This is a genomic window from Streptomyces actuosus (genome assembly GCF_016921115.1).
Taxonomy (GTDB): domain Bacteria; phylum Actinomycetota; class Actinomycetes; order Streptomycetales; family Streptomycetaceae; genus Streptomyces; species Streptomyces actuosus_A.
Window position 1 is genome coordinate 14,336 of the sequence record NZ_JAFFZS010000022.1, and the last position, 17,693, is coordinate 32,028.

Sequence of the window (17,693 nt, forward strand, 5' to 3'; positions counted from 1 at the left end):
GCGGACGAGCGGCCATCTGCGGTGGGCCCCTCGGTACGGGTGCGGCCGGCGCTCTGCCGGGCGCCGGCCGCACCCGGTTTCCCGCTGTCGGCTACCGGGCGAACGCCTTGCCGCGGTGCGCGGCGGAGCTGCACAGACGCTTCTCGGCCGCTGTCATCTTGCGGGTGTCGACGACGAGCGCGTTGGTCACGCCGTCCGTCCCGTTGGCGGCCGGGCTGGTGATGGTGTCACCGACGAACCAGTAGTAGTGCCCCCACTTCGGGCTGTCGTAGTGGGTCTGCCACGTGCCCGAGACCTGACGCATCACCTGGGCGCGGGAGATCCAGCCGACCTCGCCGGGCTGCACCGTCATGGTGAGTGAACTGCTCTCCGAGTGGGACGTGGACCAACTGTGGTTGTAGCTGGCGGTCACACTCAGATCCACGATCCCGGCGATCTTGCCGCCCGTCGTGACCGAGACGCCCAGCGAGTCGCTCGAGCCCACGGTGTCGCTCCATGTCACCGACTGGGTGGCGTTGGAGCTGCTGCAGTTGAAGAGGTTCTCGGAGACCTTGTGGAACCCTCCGCGATAGGCCTTGCCGACCGTGGGGGAATTGAAGGTGCACTTGCCGATGCCGGACGCGCAGTCCGCCAGGAGGTGCTGGCGGGTCGGCTGCTCGTCGGCCGCCGCGGACGGCGCGCCCGCCAGCGCCAGCACGCCGACGGCGGCCACGGGTACCAAGCGTCCGACGTGCCGCCGAAAGCGATTCGGGGTCATCTGTTGTCTTCACCTCTTGCATCACGGGGGATCGGTGGACCGGGGCGACGCACGCACCATCGGCCGCCGTCGGGACGGCCGTCTCGGTCCACCGCCTGTTGCAGAGCGAGATCGCTCCAGCCCCCGTACAGGTTCAGCGTGATCACGCCAAAAGTGGTGTCGATCAGGCCAGTTGAGTGATCACCCCTCGCAGGCGCGGCACGCCGTCGGCCGACTCCGGGCATCAGACAGGGACGAGCCGGACGGGTCGGGGAAGGCGCCGTGGAACGGCGCCCGGGGCATGCGGTCCCGCACGGCGGGAACGAGCGGCTTGCGGCGCTTCCTTCACCGGGCCCCTTCGCTCCCGCGGCGGATGCGTCCACGTCGCCGCCCGACGCGGCGGCCCCGCCCGCGCGGGCAGTGAGCCTCATGCGTCGTGCGGGGACCCGGTGCACGGACACGGGGAACACGACCGAACGGCTGGACCCGGCACGACCTTCGAGAACCCTGGAGGCATTGCCGCATCCACGTGTGACGCCGGCAGGAGTGAACGTCATTTTCCGGCCAACTCTGCGCCAGAGCGATCTCCGGCGGCCTGGACGCCGCGGGCCCAGGCGGACAGCGGGGACCGGGACACCGCCGCTCCTGGACGGCGCGCACAGGTGGGGCGCTGCTGACCGATCATCACCGGTGCTGCGGCACCCCTGAGCTACCAGACGGTAGCTTCTTCGCACTCATGATCCGGACCGAACGTCGAGGTCCGCGACCCGCCCCCGTCGAAGGACCACTGTGCACCGCCAGCTCCGCCGTGTCATAGCCCCGGCTGCGGTACTGACCGCAGCTCTGGCCACGCTGGGCGCCCCGCCCGCCCAGGCCACCAGCGTCGACTCCGAAACCGTCTCCGACACCCCGCATCTCGACCGGGTCGAGGACGTCCTCCGCCGGGTCTCGCCCGGCCTGGAGGGCAGGGTGTGGGGGCGGAGCGCCGGCAACACGCTCGCCGCGGAGCCCGGCGATCCGGCCGGCTGGCTGCTGCAGACCCCGGGGTGCTGGGGCGACGCCTCCTGCGCGGACCGCACCGGCTCCCGGAAGCTGCTGTCGGCCATGACCCGTGACATCTCACGTGCCGAGCGCACGGTGGACATCTCCTCGCTCGCCCCGCTGCCCGACGGGGCGTTCAACGAGGCGATCGCCGACGGCCTCAGGGCGTCGGTGGCCGCCGGCCACCGGCCCAAGGTGCGCATCCTCGTCGGTGCGGCCCCGCTCTACCACGCCAACGTCCTCCCCGCCGTGTACAAGAACGACCTTCTGAGCCGGCTCGGTGCCGCGGCGGACGACATCACCCTCGACGTCGCCTCCATGACGACGTCGAAGACCGCCTTCTCCTGGAACCACTCCAAACTCGTCGTGGTCGACGGCGAGTCGGTGATCACCGGCGGGATCAACGACTGGAAGGGCGACTACCTCGACACCTCCCACCCGGTCACGGATGTCGATCTCGCGCTGCGCGGCCCCGCCGCCCGCACCGCCGGCGCCTACCTCGACACCCTGTGGGACTGGACCTGCCGCAACGCGGGCAACCCCGCGAAGGTGTGGCTGGCGACGTCCGACCAAGCACCCTGCATGGCCTCGCTCGAACGCGACGCCAACCCGGCGCCGGTCACGGCTCAGGGAGCGACCCCCGTCATCGCCGTGGGCGGTCTCGGAATCGGCGTCGAGGACCGCGACCCGTCCTCGTCCTTCGCGCTGCCCGCCACCGCTTCGGCCAAGGACGCCACCTGCTTCCCCCGCGTGCTGGGCGACCGCACCAACGCCGACCGCGACTACGACACGGTCAACCCCGAGGAGAGCGCGCTGCGCGCCCTGATCGCCAGTGCCCGTGACCACGTGGAGATCTCCCAGCAGGACCTCAACTCCACGTGTCCTCCGCTGCCCCGCTACGACGTCCGCCTGTACGACACCCTGGCGGCCCAGCTCGCGAAGGGCGTGAAGGTCAGGATCATCGTCAGCGACCCGGCCAACCGCGGCCTCATCGGCAGCGGAGGATACTCCCAGATCAAGTCCCTGACCGAGATCAGCGACACGCTCCGCAAGCGCCTGGCCCTCGCAACGGGCAGCAGCGCCGCCGCCGACCGGGTGATGTGCGCCAACCTGCAGCTGGCGTCGTTCCGTGCGGCCGACTCGGGCACCTGGGCGGACGGCAAGCCCTACGCCCTGCACCACAAGCTGATCTCCGTCGACGACTCGGCCTTCTACATCGGCTCGAAGAACCTCTACCCGTCCTGGCTCCAGGACTTCGGCTACATCGTCGAGGACGGAGCTGCCGCGCGGCAGCTCAAGCGGGACCTCCTGGATCCGGAGTGGACGCACACCCGCCGCTCGGCGACGTACGACTACAGCACGGGCGTGTGCCCGCGCTGACGGCGACGCCGTGACGCCGCTCCGGCACGGGCCGCGGGTCCTGCCGGGGGGACACGCGAGCGCCGAAGCAACCGCCGACGACACGCAGCCGACGCCTCGCGCCGGCGCCGAGCCCTCGACCTGCGCAGGCCCGGCCCCGTCCACGTCGCCTGCCGTCGCCGCGTTCCCGATGCCCGGCCACACCCTCGGCCGCGCGAGGATCACTGAACGGCCCGCGGCTGACCCCGGTCAGCCGCGGGAGGCGCCTTGGAGGACGGCTCCTTCCTCGCTCTGTCCGAAGCGGTCGATGTCGTCCTCCACGACGCCGGCGCCCTCCGCGGCACCGCCACGAGGAACCTCGGCCCGATCGACGCAGCCTCCCTGCGCGAGGCCCACCGCGCCCTGGAGGTCGGCCGTGCGATCGGCAAGACCACACTCACCGCCTTCCGACACGGCCCGGCCTCGGGGACTACACGCGCGCCACGGCCTGGAGGGTGTCGAGGAAGGCGTGGTGAACGGGTCCGGGTGGGGCCGTGTGTACGCCGCCAGGGTGCGCTGGACAGGCGGGTCGGGGCGCGGCACCCGGCCCTCGACCCCGGGCGGCAGCAGATGGGCGGGCACCACGGCCGGCCCCACTCCGGCAGCCGTCAGCAGCGGCGCGGCGGCCGTCTGTTCGGTGCGTACGGCGGGACGGGCCTGGAACCCGGCCTCGGCGCAGACGTCGTCCAGCAACTCTGCGAGACCGTGGCCGCGTGCGTAGTGCACCCAACCGCGCTGGGCCAGGTCGGTGAGCGGCATCCGGTCGATCCGGTCGATCCATCGACGTACACCGTCCCCTTCGGGGCTGCCGATGTCAGTCGACCCGTCGACCCGGGCCGGGGCTGGGACGGCCGTGGGCGGGTCCTCGTCCGCAGGGAGCACGATCACGAACTCCTCGGTGCCGAGTTCACGGACCGGGGCGTCCCGGTCGGCCGGTACCGGCCCGGCCCGCGAGGTCCGAGCGGCCCTCCGCCATCGCCGTAGGCAGAGCCCGGCCGTGCGGGAACTCCAGTAGCCGGACCTGCACGGGATCAGCTGACGGCCGCGGGCGCCGAACGGCGAAGGTGGTCCACCAAGGCGAGGAAGAGGACGAAGTTGGGGATGTTCTTCACCGGCTTGCTCGACCAGGAGAGCCACTTGCCGGACTTCCGCAGCGCCACCCTGCCGTTGTCGACACGCACGTCCTCGATCTCCGCCCAGGTCACGGCACCGCGCTTGGGTGTCGCGATACCGCCCCGGTTCAGGGAGACGTCGCCGAAAGTGAGCTGTTGACCCTCGTCCAGCATCCGGAGCATGCCCGGCAACTGGGCCGAGGCGATCTCCTGCTGGATGAACGGGCCCCAATTCTCGGGCTGGTCATAGAAGTTGGTGATCTTCCGGACCGTTCCATCCTTCTTGTGCAGGGTGTACCGGTACATGGTGGCGGTGTGGAAGCCGTTGACGTACGTCTCCGTGACCTCTTGCAGTGCCATCATCGAGTCCCAGCGGAACGCGGCCGCCCGCCCCTTGCGGTCGATCTCGATCAGCCCGTGCTCGAAGAAGTGCAGCCGCCGGGCAGCCGCCTTACGGGAGAAGTTGGGGGTCTGAAGCGCGATCCATACGAACCAGGCGGCGGGCAGTACGAAGATGAGCAGCCCGACGATGACCATGAAGACCAGGTTGCAGATCATTGCTATGCTCAGTCGCTTCGGCAGGACCGTGCCACGGAGCTGACCGAGGCCCTCGGCCGCGGCGAGGGTCGCTACGTCGTCGCGTATGTGGTCATCCATGGGTTCGCTTCACTCTCGGCAGGGTGGGAAGACGGGCCTCGACGCCGGCGTCGCCCGGAACCCGCGTAGCGTACCGGACGGAGCCGGCCTGCTGATTCGCCCCTGCGCGATATCCGTCCGTCCCCGGTCCGGTGTGACGGTAGCGGAGCCTCACGGCTCGGATGACGCGGCCCGGCGACTCCCACGGTACGACGAAAGGACTCCCTGTGCGGAAGGTTCGATACCTTCCGGGTATCGGACCTTCCAGACAGGTATTGGACACTCGGATTGGTGCCGTCGGACGATGTCCGCATGCCACCTCTTCCCATGCCTTCCGCCTGGGCGGGACCTCTCCCTGAGGCCGCGCCGCCGTCCGACATGGCGTTGTTCCAATTGCCCACGGGAACCTATGAGACCAGGGCGGTCTTCGCTTTCAGAGGCGGCTCGTTCCGCGACAAGCGTCCTTTCGCAGCGACGTCGGTTCTGGTGCAGCACCCCAAGGGCGATCTGTTGATCGACGCCGGCTTCGGCTCTCAGGTCGATGCGCATATGCAGGCTCTCCCGCGGATCGAGCGTGCTCCGCACCAGTTGGGCCACACCGTGAGCGAGCAGTTCGAGGCCAGCGGCTACGACCGAAGCAGGCTTCGCGGTGTGCTGGTGACGCACTCTCACTGGGATCACGTGAGTGGTCTCGACGATCTCCGCTTGCCGATCTGGATCAATGAAGGGGAACTGCAGTATGCGGGCCACGACAAAGGCGGACGAGTGTTCCGCGAGATCTCCGTCGATCACAAGATTCACCAGTACGCATTCAAGGATGGGCCCTATCTCGGCTTCTCGTCGAGCTACGACGTGTACGACGACGGCTCGGTTGTCGTCGTTCCCGCCGGAGGTCACACCACTGGGTCTGTGATTACGTTCGTCACTCTGCCGGGCGGCCGGCGGTATGCCTTCATCGGCGATCTGACCTGGCAACTCGATGCCATCGTCCGTCGCTCCGAGCGGCCGCTGATGATGCGTATGCTCGCCGACACCGATCCCAAGCTGGTACGCGAGGACATGCTCCGCATGATCGCCCTCGCGGGCGTCATGCGCATCGTCCCTTCACATGACGTCTCCGCATATGACGGGATCCCCCGGCTGCTCGACTGATCGGCGCCGGTTTCGAAGCGCTCGGTTCCCAACTCTTCCGTGTGCGGTTCTCAGTCCCAGTGGTGGACCCAGGTGCGCCGCCCGAGGACTTCGTGGACGGCGTAGTCGTCCAGAGCACCGTGACGGCGCCGGGCGAGGCCGTCCGGGCAGAAGGCGGCGTGCTCGGCTGCCACCGCCTCCGCGTGTCCAGTGGTGGTGGGCGGCGCGGCGACCGAGAGGACAAGCCGGTCCGCGGTGAGTGCCACGACCCGGGTACCGAAGCGCTCCTCCCAACTGCGCAGGACGGCACTGAGGGCACCGGGGTCGTCCTCGTGGTTGAGCGAACCGGACCAGCCGATGGCCGCGGGTATGTCGGCGTTGCGGTCGGTGGGCACCAGGGCGAGGCGGGGCTCTTTCAGGCTGGAGCCGTGTCCTGTCAGGGCGTCGGCGATCTCGGCTGCCTGCGTGTCGGGATCGGCGTCGGGCGGCACCGCCCCGGCGAGCCCCGGCCATGCTGCGTCGAAGGGAGCCTGCCTCCCGCCGACCTGCTTCTCCCGGGTCTGCTCCCACAGGCGGGCCAGCACCTCGTCGGTGCCCAAGTCCTCCGGACAGGACAGGTTTCCACACATCAGGTCCCAGTTCCCCGGGTCGCCCGACGGGCCGCCGACGTCCACCAGTACCGGCACGAGGCCCGCCGCTCGGCGCGCGGCCCCCTGCGCGGACCACTGCCCGGGCACGGCGCGCGTGTCGGCCAGCCACATCAGCGGATCCGGCCAGGGGCCCTGATACGTCTCATCGAGCAGCCTCCCCGCCGGGAGGTCGAGGCCGAGGGTCCGGCCGCTCGGGTCGGTCGCGAGTCGGGGCAGGTTGTTCGTGTCCGTCACCATGCGATGACAGTAGAGGCAGGGGACGACACGGCGGAACACCAACCCGAGCCCGCCGGGACCGGGTCACCTGCGGCGGACGGTGGCGCTGGGGCACCGTTTCCCGTGAGTCGCCGACCACCACCGCCGGTACGGCGTGAAGCGGCTGAGGACCCGTCCCGGGCCGCTCCCTTTCCAGCTGCTCCCACTGGCGGGCGACGGCCGCGGAGCGAGTCGTCCTCGAGGCGGCCGGTGCCCTCCTCGCCGCCCGGCTACGGGCCGTGCACCGCGAGTCGGACGGCACCCACGGCGTCCTCGGTGTCAGCGCCGAACCGCACAGCCCCCGAACGAGATCACCGACTGGCCGTCGATACGGCACTGCAGCGGGCGTGACCTCATGACCAGCGGTAACGGCTTACGGTGTCCGTGACCACGCGCGCAAAGCGCAAGCAAAACACGGCAGTTCTGCTGCCAGGGGGAGCGGGCCCTCGCGGGCTCGCGCCGTGAGGAACGCATGTATCAGCACGTCAAACAGAAGATGCTCACCCTGCTCACGATCCTGTGTCTGGTCGTGGGCGCGGGCGCCGGATCGGCCGCGGCGGCCGAGCGGCCTGAGCGCGAACCCACCCTGCTCGAGATCATCGCGCGGGTGGAGCAGTACTCGAAGTGTGGGCAGCTGCCGCTGCTGGAGCGGCTGCGATGCCGCAAGGACTTCGCCCTCAAGTCCGCCGAGCTCGGACTCGCCGTCGGTGCGTACCTCTACGTCTTCCGGGAGGCGATGACGGACGGCGGCGCCTCGTTCACCGAGGTGAACAAGGAGCTCGGCGTCCTCCACAAGCAGCTCAAGCCCCTCCTGACCCAAGCCGACCAGGAGGCGGACCCCGAGCGGCGGCGGGCGATATTCAAGCAGGTCGTCACCACCTACAAGGCTGCCGAGCCGCACATCGACAAGTTCCGCACCAACCTCGTGAAGGCGTCACGTGTGCTCGGCACCTCCAACGAGTCTGCCGAACTCCTCACCGTCCTCGCCGTGATGCTGGGGGACTACTTCCCGGAGCCGAAGCCGGTGGAGCCGTTGCCGGACACTCCCACCTGGGACATCTGGGCGGACCTGAAGGACATGGGCAAGGCCCTTGACCAGATCAACGCGGGCTTTGCCCAGATGAACCGCGGTCTCGACGACATGAACGCGGCCATGGTCCAGGTCAACGACAGCATCGACGGGATCAACAAGGGCCTGGCGCGGGCCAACCGCGGCATGGACCAGCTCAACAAGGGCGTCCGCCAGGCGAACGACGCCCTGGGGCAGACGAACAAGGCCGTCAAGGCCATGAACAAGGCCGCCGATCGCATCCGCGAAGTGCCCGAATTCGACTTCGACTTCTCGCACGTCGCCGAGAAGGCCGGAGTGAACCAGACCCCGCCCGAGGTGCTCGCTGCCCAGGACCGCCGGATGGGCATGGTGCTCGACCTGCTGCCCGGCATCAGCGACGGCAAGGGCGTGATGGAGGCTCTCACCGGGAAGGACCTCGCCACCGGCGAGAAGCTGAGCCCCGTGGACCGGGCCCTCGGCGCGGTCGTCGTGCTGCGCTGGCTCAAGACCGGCGGCAAGCTCGACCCCGACGACATCCGCAGGGCCCAGCGACGCAGCAAGTGCGACAGCTTCCCGGCCGGCACGCAGGTGCTGATGGCGAACGGTTCCACCAAGCCGATCGAGGACGTACAGGTGGGCGACGCGGTCCTGGCCACCGACCCTGCCTCGGGTACCACCGGCGGCCGCCGGGTCGACGACACGATCCGCACGCCCGACGACCGGGACTTCACCGGCATCACCCTCGACGCCGCCGTCGGCGGAGGCTCCCTCACCGCCACCGACCACCACCCCTTCTGGACGCGGAACCGCGGGCAGTGGACCCACGCCGCGGACCTGAACGCGGGGGACACCCTCCGCACCCCGGACGGCGCCACCGCCCGGATCCGGCAGGTCACCCACTGGAAGACCCTCCAGCCGGCCCACAACCTGACCGTCAACGACCTGCACACCTACTATGTGCTGGCCGGTACGACGCCCGTGCTCGTCCACAACGCCTCGTGCGACTTCATCCCCGGTGAGATCCCCGACGCCGCGGACATCGACCGCGGCTCGCTGGTGAAGCTGAGGGAGAAGCAGCTGGAGAAGGCCCTCAAGAGCCTCGACGAGGATCCGCACGGCTTCAAGGCCGACTGGGTCGGAACGAACATGGTCTCCAGGTTCGACGCGATGCGCGACGGTGACAGTCGGATCATTCTCGTGAGCAAGGACGGCAGGATCTTGGTTCCGACGAATTACAGGTACCGGCCATGAGCGCGTTCCGCGTGTACCTGCGCGTAGTCAGTGAAACCCTGCAACCGGAAGAGATCTCTCGACGGTTGGGAAGGGACCCCGACGAGTCGACGATGATCGGCAGCCGCAGGCGCCCCCAGTCGCCGTTGCGGTCCCACTCGACCTGGATCCGGCACGCAGGCCGCGCCAGACCGGAGGACCTGGAGCCGGTGATCCTCTCCTGGGGCCCGGCCTTCGCGGCGTCCCTCGGCCGCCTCGCCGACTCGGGCGAGGCGGCCGTCAGGCTGGAGATCGTCCAGGAGATCCGCGACCTCGACGACCCGCAGCAGAAGGGAATCTGCCTCGGCGCCGACCTGCTGTGCTGGCTCGGCACCGCCCGGGCGTCCCTCGACATCGACCAGTACATCTACCACGACTGCCCCGACCCCACCCCGTAGCCCCCGGCTCCCGTGAGCCGTGGCCACCGGCGAGGCCCCACCAGGCGCACCTGGTGGGGCCTCGCCGGTCCCGAGCCCATCCCACGCGGTAGCGGCACGCCACGGCGATGACGAGCCGCGCCGTGGCGAAGGCGTCGAGACGGCTCGGTGCCGGGCGCCGGCGGCTTCGCGCCACCCGCCCGGCCCGCTTCACGGCCCGCTCGCGGTCGGCTCGGCGCCGGCCAGGCCGCCCGTGAGGCGTCGGTTGCCGGGCTGCCGGATGCGTCGGCGGTCAGGTTTCACGAGCGTCTCGGCGACTGGATCCACCCCAGGGACCGCTCGACGGCCCGCTTCCAGTTGTCGTATTCCTGCTCCCGCCGTTCCGGGTCCATGGCCGGCAGCCACTGGGCGGCCCGGTGCCAGTTGTGGCGCAGGACCTCCAGGTCCGGCCAGTAGCCCGCCGCGAGACCGGCGGCGTAGGCGGCGCCGAGAGAGACCGTCTCGGCGACCAGGGGCCGGACGACGGGAACATCGAGCACGTCGGCCAGGAACTGCATGAGCAGGTTGTCGGACGTCATGCCCCCATCGACCTTGAGCTGCGTCAGGGCCAGCGCGGAATCGGCGTTCATGGCGTCGACGACCTCCCGCGTCTGCCAGCCGGTGGCCTCCAGGACGGCGCGGGCCAGGTGGCCCGCGGTGATGTACGAGGTGAGGCCGACGATGACACCGCGGGCGTCACTGCGCCAGTGGGGTGCGAACAGACCGGAGAACGCCGGGACGATGTAGCAGCCGCCGTTGTCCTCGACCGTGCGCGCCAGGGTCTCTATCTCGGGAGCGCTGTTGATCAGCCCCAGACGGTCCCGGAACCACTGGACCAGCGAGCCCGTGACGGCGATCGGGCCCTCCAGAGCGTAGACGGCGGGCTGATCCGCGATCTTGTAGGCGACGGTGGTGAGCAGGCCGTGCCGGGACCTGACGACGTCCGTACCGGTGTTCATCAGCAGGAAGCTGCCGGTCCCGTAGGTGCACTTCGCCGCGCCGGGCGAGAAGCAGGTCTGTCCGAACAGCGCCGCCTGCTGATCGCCGAGGGCGGCCGTGATCCGTACGCCGGGCAGCAGTGAGCGGGCCTCGCCGTAGTCCTCGGCGGAGGGCCGGATCTCCGGCAGCATCTGGCGCGGGACGCCGAAGAACTCCATCAGCTCCGCGTCCCAGGCCAGCGTCCGCATGTCGATCAGCATGGTGCGGCTGGCGTTGGTCGCGTCGGTGATGTGCAGGCCGCCGTCCGTTCCACCGGTGAGGTTCCAGATCAGCCAGCTCTCCATCGTGCCGAACAGCACCTCGCCGTCCCGGGCACGCTGCTCCAGCCCGTCGACGTGGTCGAAGAGCCAGCGGATCCGCGGCGCGGAGAAGTAGGTCGAGGGAGGAAGGCAGCAGCGTTCGAGGAAGAACTCGTCCCCGGGCCGGTTTCTGAGGTCGTCGACGAGCTCAGCGGTGCGGGTGTCCTGCCACACGATCGCCCTGCCCAGCGGAGTGCCGGTCCGCCGGTCCCAGAGCACGGTCGTCTCGCGCTGGTTGGCGATCCCGACGGCGGCGATCTGCCGGGCGTCCATGCCGACGTCGGACAGCGCCTCGGGCACCACGCGCTGAAGGTTGCGCCAGATCTCGACGGCGTCGTGCTCGACCCAGCCGGGACGGGGGAAGTACTGGCGGTGCTCGCGCTGGGCGACGGACACCAGCCGCCCGCGGTGGTCGAACAGGATGCATCGGGTGGAGGTGGTGCCCTGGTCGATGGACATCACATACCGTGCAACCATGATCGGACCTGCCTTCCGATGCTTGGCGGAGCCGCCGGGTCCTACCAGCGGGCCGCGCCCAGGTCTCTGGAGATCGCCCGTGCGGCCTCCCGGAGCAACGTGATCAGGGGCGGCTGGGGCCGGCCCTTGGTGTCACAGATCCGTTCCATGGGTCCGGACACGCCGATCGCGCCCACCACGAGCCCGCCGTGGGCCCGGATCGGCGCGGCGATTCCGGCGTCCCCCATGCTCATCTCCTGCGTTTCGGCGCCCCAGCCGAGCTCCCGGATCTCGCCGAGGGCCCGGTTGAGGTCCTCCGGGAGTACCAGGGTGTGCCGGGTGTACGCCTCCAGTTCGGCCGTCAGCAGCGGCTCGACCGGTGCGGCTCCGAAGGCCAGCAGGACCTTGCCGAGCGAGGAGGCGTGCAGCGGGAGCAGCGCGCCCACGTCCAGGGTCTGGAAGGTGTCGTCCGGCCGGAAGACGTGGTGCACGATGAGCACCTTGCCTTCCAGCGGCGTGCCCAGGCGGACGGCCTCTCCGCTGCGGGCGGCCAGGGCGTCGGCCCAGTTGAGGGAGCGCGACCGGAGTTCGTTGACGTCCAGGTAACTGGTGCCGAGATGGAGCAGAGCGGCCCCCAGCTGGTACTTCCCGGTCGTCGCGTCCTGCTCGACGAAGTCCACGTGCTGCAGCGTGCGCAGGATCCCGTGAGCCGTGCCCTTGGCCAGCCCGAGTGACGACGCCACCTCGCCCAGCGCCAGGCGACGCGGACCGGCGGCGAGCAGGCGCAGGATCGCGGCTGCTCGTTCTATGGACTGCACAGGGCCGACCATGACTCGATCGTACGACCGGCGTGCCGGTTCGGGGACCGCCGTTCGACAATGCCGACCGCTGTTCGTTGACTGGTACCGACGTGCTCCGTAGCGTGCATCACGCCCGGCCTTCCGCTGGCCGGCGGCGCGACCCGGAGGAGGGCACATGACAGTGACGCAGGTCGGCACTGTGCTTCCCGACGAGGAAGCGGCTCCTCGCGAGGAAGTGGCGCTTTGCGGGGAAGCCGAAGAGGAGGCCGAGCACGTCTTTCCGCTGCCGCACGCCCCCGTGGCCGTCCCGGCCGTCCGCCGACGCGTACGCGCGGCCCTCACCGGCTGGCACCTCTGCGCGGACGTCGTCGACGACGTGCTCCTGCTGGCCTCGGAACTGCTCACCAACGCGGTCGTCCACGCGCTGCCCCCGGCCACGCTCCGGCTGTCGCGGCTCCTGGGGCACGCACGCGGCACCGTACTTCGTGTCGAGGTGACCGACATGGGACCCGCGCCTGCGGCCGGACAGCCGGAGCCCGCCCCGGACGAGCACGGCCGGGGCATCGACATCGTCATGGCCCTGTCGGACCGGTGCGGCGTCCGGGAGCACTTCGGTGGGACCAGCCGGTGGGCGGAAGTGGTCGTGAGCTGACCGCCGGGGAGTCCGCGCCGGCGCTTGGCCCACCGGACCGCACCGGCCCGCCTTCGCCGTGCCGCGCGATGTGCCCCGGCGGGATGTGGGCGGGGGAGTGCGGCCGGGGCTCGACCCGGTTCGATGCTGGGGCCGCAGACGCGCCCCCGAGGCCGACGGAGGCGAGGAGAGGCTCGCCGACCTGCCCGGCCACCGCGCGCGATCCCCCGCGTCGCCGGGCAGGCCACTGTCAGCTGACGGCCGTGGAGCTGAGCGCGGGGTTGGGCGAGGAGAAGCACGACGTGGGTACGTCCGCGGTGAAGAAGAGGATGGGTACGCGGGCGGTGAACGTGAGACCGGGGCTGCTGTAGGAGGTGCCCGCGATCCGGGTGGTGACCGTGCCGCCAGGGGCGCCGGCGACAAGGTCCAGCGTCAGGGTGGGGAGCGTGAAGGTGCTGCCGCCGTTGATCGGGCCGGGGACGGTCATGACGATCTCGTCCCCGCTGACGGCGACGCTGGGGGTCCCCGAACCGATCCCGGAACCTCCGGACAGGCTCTCGGCGGTCAGGGTCGCGTCGGTCGGCATGACGGCCCTGAGCTTGATGTCCTTGATCGACTTGACCGTGTAGCCGTTCACCGAGCCGGGCACGGTCAGCGGAGCGGGGGCCAGAGCCACGCTGAATGCGCCTCCGGAGGGCACGCTGTCGGGGGCCGTGGCCTCGACCCCGGCGTCGAGGTCGAAGGTCTGCGCCGAGACGACCGGCGGCTTCGCCTGGCAGTCGAAGGTGAGGGGTGTCTCTGCCGCGGCCGAGGGTGCAGCGGCCAGTCCGACGAGCGCCAGGCAACCGGCGGCCGCCACGGGAAGGCGTGTCAGCGCTGATGCGGGTCTCATGTACATCCTCCTCGCAGGTGTGCGGAGCGGTGCGGAGTCGGTCGTGGAACGCGCCCGTCTGTCCGGCGGCGCGGTTCCGGGTCGCGCAGCACACGGGGTGCACGGCGTGTGCTGCGGAAGTCTGTTGCGGCCGGGCGGTGAAGATCGGCCCGGGTCCGGGAGCGTGCGTTCTTTTACGTGTGCATGTCAGCACCGTCGAGCCGTGATGTAAAGGGAGGTACCACGATTGCCGGCCAACACCCCGTGTCGCCGCAAGGAGCCTCGTTCGTGTGCCGCTCACTTCCGGCCGAACGGGCGGTGATCCGGCCGGGGAGGGAAGGGCCGGCCCGACAGCACCGGTGAGGAGGCCCAGGCGCAGGTCGTCCGTCGCACCTCCGGACCTGCCTGCTGACGCGCCCCTCCGGTCTCCGGCCGTGCCGGAGGCGCAGCACCCGCGGTTCCGAGCCGGGCGCACCGGCGGATTCCTGCCTCCGCGGACGTGTCCAGCGGTCGGCAGCACCCGATTCCGTACCTGGTCCGACCCAGGGTCTTGGACGAACATGCGAATCGGCGCGGAATCCGGGGCGACATTTTGTGCATGTGTCCAATGTTCGTGGCGCAGCTCACGGGGGTTTTATTTCGGCCACACGACGAGATGCCGCTGCCGTCACCAGTGAGGCTTCGACGACGTGAACCGCCGACGGACAGCCCTGAGGTCGCCCGACAACACCGTCGGTTCAGGGATGGCCCGGCCCTTCTCGTTCACCTACCTCTTGAAAGGCAAGGCAGAGATGGCACGTGTCGCCGCCCTACTCTCCGGTCGCGGAGAACGGAGCACCCACCCGGTCGACGAGGTCCTTCCGGCCTCCAGGCTCGCGCTCTACGGATTCCAGCACGTGCTGGCCTTCTACGCCGGAGCGGTGATCGTACCGATCATCGTGGGCGGTGCGCTGAAGCTCAGCACGGAGCAACTGGTCTACCTGATCAACGCGGACCTGTTCACCTGCGGAATCGCGTCCATCATCCAGGCATGGGGGATCGGCCGGATCGGCGCACGGCTGCCCCTGATCCAGGGGGTGACCTTCACCGCCGTGTCGCCGATGATCGCGATCGGGCTCGGTGCCGGGGGCGGTACCGCAGCCCTGCTGGTGGTCTACGGAGCCGTCATCACAGCAGGTCTGGCGACCTTCGCCTTCGCCTGGCTGCCCGCCAAGGCGTTCGGGACGGTGATGCGGCTGTTCCCGCCCGTGGTGACGGGCACGGTCATCACGGTCCTCGGTATCGTGCTGGTCCCGGTGGGCCTGAACGACGCCGCCGGAGGGCTCGGCAGTCCGGATTTCGGTGACCCGAAGAACTTCGCCTACGCCGGTGGCACGATGCTCTTCATCCTCGTTCTGATGAGGGTCGGCAGGCAGTTCGTCTCCAGCATCGCGATCCTGCTCGGCCTGGTCGGCGGCACCGTCGCGGCCTACCTCCTCGGGGACGTGCACTTCGCGGACGTGGGCAGGGCGGACTGGATCGGGGTCACGACGCCGTTCCACTTCGGTATGCCGAAGTTCCAGTGGTTCCCGATCCTCCTCATGCTCATCGTCATGCTGATCACGATGGTCGAGACGACCGGCGACACCTACGCGGTCGGCGGCATCGTCGACAAGAAGGTCGACAGCGAAACCGTGGCGCGTGCCCTGCGCGCCGACGGCGCGGCCACAGCCCTGGGCGGCGTCCTCAACTCCTTCCCGTACGTGGCGTTCGCGGAGAACGTCGGGCTGGTTCGGATGACCAAGGTCAAGAGCCGGTTCGTGGTGGTCGCCGCCGGCGTTTTCATGATCGTCCTGGGGTTGCTGCCCAAGGCCGCAGCCGTCGTCGCCTCGATACCGAACGCAGTGCTCGGCGGAGCGGCGACCGTGATGTTCGCGATGGTCGCCCTGGCCGGCATCCAGACACTCGCCAAGGTCGACCTCAAAGAGGAGAAGAACGCGCTGGTCGTGGGCGTGTCCCTGGCCTTCGCACTCCTGCCGGCCACGGTCCCGGTGCTCTTCGAGAAGCATATGAACGCCGACCTCTCCTCCCTGCTGAACAGCGGTGTCACGCTCGGTGCGACGGCTGCCATCGTGCTGAACCTGATCTTCAACGGGCTGGCCAAGGCCGAGGAGCCCGTGGCAGTCACCCCGACCGATGCGGGTCAGGCAGCGACCGAAGCCGTCGCCGCGCCGACCACCTGACCCCGGTACCTCCCAAGGGGTGCCCCGGCCGGGCAGCAGCCCGGCCGGGGTCACTGGCGTCGGCGTGCGGCTCCCCCACCCGGCCAGGGTGGCCGACCTCGTGCCCCGCCTCCGGGGCACCACGGCCGTCTGCCCTGGCAGGGCCGTCGCAGAGAGCGGTGTCATGACGGTGATCACCGGCAGGTGACGCTCTCGTTCCGGCTCCCGTACGTCCCAGACCGTTTACAAGTTACCGATGAGTCGTCATATTGGCGCAGTCATACTGCAGTTCGTCGCCGCGACCGGCGACGGTACGGCACTACATGCGCGCACGCACGCCCACCGTCCGTTTCGACGAAAGGGCCAGATGTGTCCCGGCAACGCGCACGAAGCAGGCGAGCCATATGCGCCATCGGTCTCGTGACGGCCGCCGCGGCGACGGCGACGGTACCCGCGGCGCACGCCGACTCGCCCCGAGCCGCGAGCGGCACGTTCAGCGTCCTGTCCTACAACGTGGCCGGCCTCCCCGAACTGCTCTCCGGCAGCAGGCCCGCAATCAATACGAAGATCATCTCCAGGCGGATCAACGGCTACGACATCGTCAACGTCCAAGAAGACTTCGCCTACCACCGTGATCTCGCCAAGTTCGACGAGCACGCCTACCGGACGAAGCCGTCGGTACCGAACTGGGCGCCCGGAGTTCCCTTCTCCGACGGCCTCAACACGCTGTCCGACTTCAAGCTCACGCACCTCCACCGGGTCGCGTGGAAGAACTGCACCGGCCCGAACTGTCTCACCCCCAAGGGCTTCACCTACGTCCGGTTGGAACTGCCCGGCGGCGCCTCGCTCGACCTCTACAACCTCCACATGAACGCCGGCTCCGGCACCGCCAGGGACCTGCGGGTCCGCCGGTCGGACACCCGGGAGCTGTCGACATACATCCAGAAGCACTCCGCCGGCCGCGCGATCATCGTGATGGGCGACACCAACAGCCGCTACACCCGCTCCGGCGACATCATCCGCAAGCTCCGGGACGACAACGGACTGACCGACGCCTGGGTGCAACTGATCAACGGCGGACGGACCCCGGGCGTCGATGACGGCGCTGCCACCTGCAAGACCGCCAATCCGTGCGAGGTCGTCGACAAGATCTTCTATCGCAGCGGGGGTGGCCTCGAGCTCAACGCGACGTACTACAACAACGAACACGACACCTTCCTCGCCCCGGACGGCAAGCCGCTGTCCGACCACAACCCACCGACCGTGCAGTTCTCCTACACCACCGCATAGGGGCGGCGGGCGGGCCGGCCCGGTCTGGGACCGGGCCGGTTCGTCCATCTCGCGCCAGGATCCGGCCATTTCCCGTATCGGCGCGGTGTTCTTGTCGTGCAGCCACTCGGGTCGGGTGAGGGGCGGGCGAAGCGGTGCGGGGACGGCGTCGCAAGCCGGCTGCGGGCAGTTCACCACCACGCCATGAGCATGCTTCCGCCACGTCATGCCGTGGCCTGAACTCTCCTGTCACCAGCGGGAGTTGAGGATTCCAGCCGGTGAGATGCCTCACAGACATGGCCTCCGGCGGGCTTCTATGATCAAGAAATGAAAGCGCTCGGCTCCGGCAATGTCGCCGTCCAGCGCGGTACACGGCTCATCGCCGCTCCGCGCCGAACCCCCGTCAGACCTGACGCACCGTCGGCGGTCCGCGCTCACCCTCGACACGCCTCGCGCCTCATCGCTGTCGCCG

General features: G+C 69.7%; 14 protein-coding genes. 7 read left to right on the top strand and 7 right to left on the bottom strand.

The genetic code is table 11. From position 1 onward, the window contains the following. Nucleotides 1-91: 91 nt before the first annotated feature. Nucleotides 92-712, bottom strand: a complete 621-nt coding sequence (locus tag JS756_RS23950) for a hypothetical protein (protein WP_307790977.1) — start codon at nt 710-712, stop codon at nt 92-94. Between the two features lie 813 nt (nt 713-1,525). Here JS756_RS23950 and JS756_RS23955 point away from each other — a divergent pair. Beyond that, entirely contained in the window at nt 1,526-3,157 is a 1,632-nt protein-coding gene (locus JS756_RS23955; RefSeq protein ID WP_307790978.1) for a phospholipase D-like domain-containing protein, read from the top strand. A gap of 228 nt (nt 3,158-3,385) precedes the next feature. Here JS756_RS23955 and JS756_RS36940 read toward each other — a convergent pair whose 3' ends face one another. Together JS756_RS36940 and JS756_RS23965 are read right to left on the bottom strand one after the other, a co-directional pair. Beyond that, nucleotides 3,386-4,063, bottom strand: a complete 678-nt coding sequence (locus tag JS756_RS36940) for a LysR family transcriptional regulator substrate-binding protein (RefSeq protein WP_307790980.1) — start codon at nt 4,061-4,063, stop codon at nt 3,386-3,388. Between the two features lie 143 nt (nt 4,064-4,206). Further along, nucleotides 4,207-4,944, bottom strand: coding sequence for a DUF6585 family protein (locus JS756_RS23965; RefSeq protein WP_205385245.1), 738 nt, complete (start codon nt 4,942-4,944; stop codon nt 4,207-4,209). Nucleotides 4,945-5,235: 291 nt separating this feature from the next. Here JS756_RS23965 and JS756_RS23970 point away from each other — a divergent pair, with 291 nt between their 5' ends. After that, nucleotides 5,236-6,075 carry an MBL fold metallo-hydrolase gene (locus tag JS756_RS23970; protein WP_205385246.1) on the top strand — a complete coding sequence of 280 codons (840 nt, stop codon included), beginning with the start codon at nt 5,236-5,238 and terminating at the stop codon, nt 6,073-6,075. 50 nt (nt 6,076-6,125) lie between these two features. On the opposite strand, the gene JS756_RS23975 is transcribed toward JS756_RS23970, so the two are convergent. Then, a complete protein-coding gene (locus JS756_RS23975; RefSeq protein ID WP_205385247.1) occupies nt 6,126-6,941 on the bottom strand; it encodes a DUF4253 domain-containing protein in 816 nt (271 codons plus the stop codon). A 490-nt stretch (nt 6,942-7,431) separates the two neighbouring features. Between JS756_RS23975 and JS756_RS36945 the strand changes: the two genes are divergently transcribed. Both JS756_RS36945 and JS756_RS23985 read left to right on the top strand, forming a co-directional pair. Continuing rightward, nucleotides 7,432-9,261, top strand: coding sequence for a polymorphic toxin-type HINT domain-containing protein (locus JS756_RS36945; protein WP_240204271.1), 1,830 nt, complete (start codon nt 7,432-7,434; stop codon nt 9,259-9,261). Continuing rightward, nucleotides 9,258-9,677, top strand: coding sequence for a DUF4279 domain-containing protein (locus tag JS756_RS23985; protein ID WP_205385248.1), 420 nt, complete (start codon nt 9,258-9,260; stop codon nt 9,675-9,677). The genes JS756_RS36945 and JS756_RS23985 overlap by 4 nt, the downstream gene beginning before the upstream one ends. A 278-nt stretch (nt 9,678-9,955) precedes the next feature. On the opposite strand, the gene glpK is transcribed toward JS756_RS23985, so the two are convergent. After that, nucleotides 9,956-11,470 (bottom strand): glycerol kinase GlpK, encoded by a 1,515-nt coding sequence (gene glpK, locus JS756_RS23990; RefSeq protein ID WP_205385249.1) that lies wholly within the window; start codon nt 11,468-11,470, stop codon nt 9,956-9,958. Between the two features lie 41 nt (nt 11,471-11,511). Then, nucleotides 11,512-12,279 carry an IclR family transcriptional regulator gene (locus JS756_RS23995; RefSeq protein WP_205385250.1) on the bottom strand — a complete coding sequence of 256 codons (768 nt, stop codon included), beginning with the start codon at nt 12,277-12,279 and terminating at the stop codon, nt 11,512-11,514. 145 nt (nt 12,280-12,424) lie between these two features. Here JS756_RS23995 and JS756_RS24000 point away from each other — a divergent pair, with 145 nt between their 5' ends. Beyond that, a complete protein-coding gene (locus tag JS756_RS24000) occupies nt 12,425-12,901 on the top strand; it encodes an ATP-binding protein (protein WP_205385251.1) in 477 nt (158 codons plus the stop codon). Between the two features lie 229 nt (nt 12,902-13,130). Here JS756_RS24000 and JS756_RS24005 read toward each other — a convergent pair whose 3' ends face one another. After that, nucleotides 13,131-13,772 (bottom strand): cyclase, encoded by a 642-nt coding sequence (locus tag JS756_RS24005; protein ID WP_205385252.1) that lies wholly within the window; start codon nt 13,770-13,772, stop codon nt 13,131-13,133. Between the two features lie 770 nt (nt 13,773-14,542). Between JS756_RS24005 and JS756_RS24010 the strand changes: the two genes are divergently transcribed. Together JS756_RS24010 and JS756_RS24015 are read left to right on the top strand one after the other, a co-directional pair. Continuing rightward, nucleotides 14,543-15,973 carry a nucleobase:cation symporter-2 family protein gene (locus JS756_RS24010; RefSeq protein WP_240204272.1) on the top strand — a complete coding sequence of 477 codons (1,431 nt, stop codon included), beginning with the start codon at nt 14,543-14,545 and terminating at the stop codon, nt 15,971-15,973. A 399-nt stretch (nt 15,974-16,372) separates the two neighbouring features. Beyond that, nucleotides 16,373-17,242 (top strand): endonuclease/exonuclease/phosphatase family protein, encoded by an 870-nt coding sequence (locus JS756_RS24015; RefSeq protein WP_205385254.1) that lies wholly within the window; start codon nt 16,373-16,375, stop codon nt 17,240-17,242. The last annotated feature ends 451 nt before the right edge of the window (nt 17,243-17,693 follow it).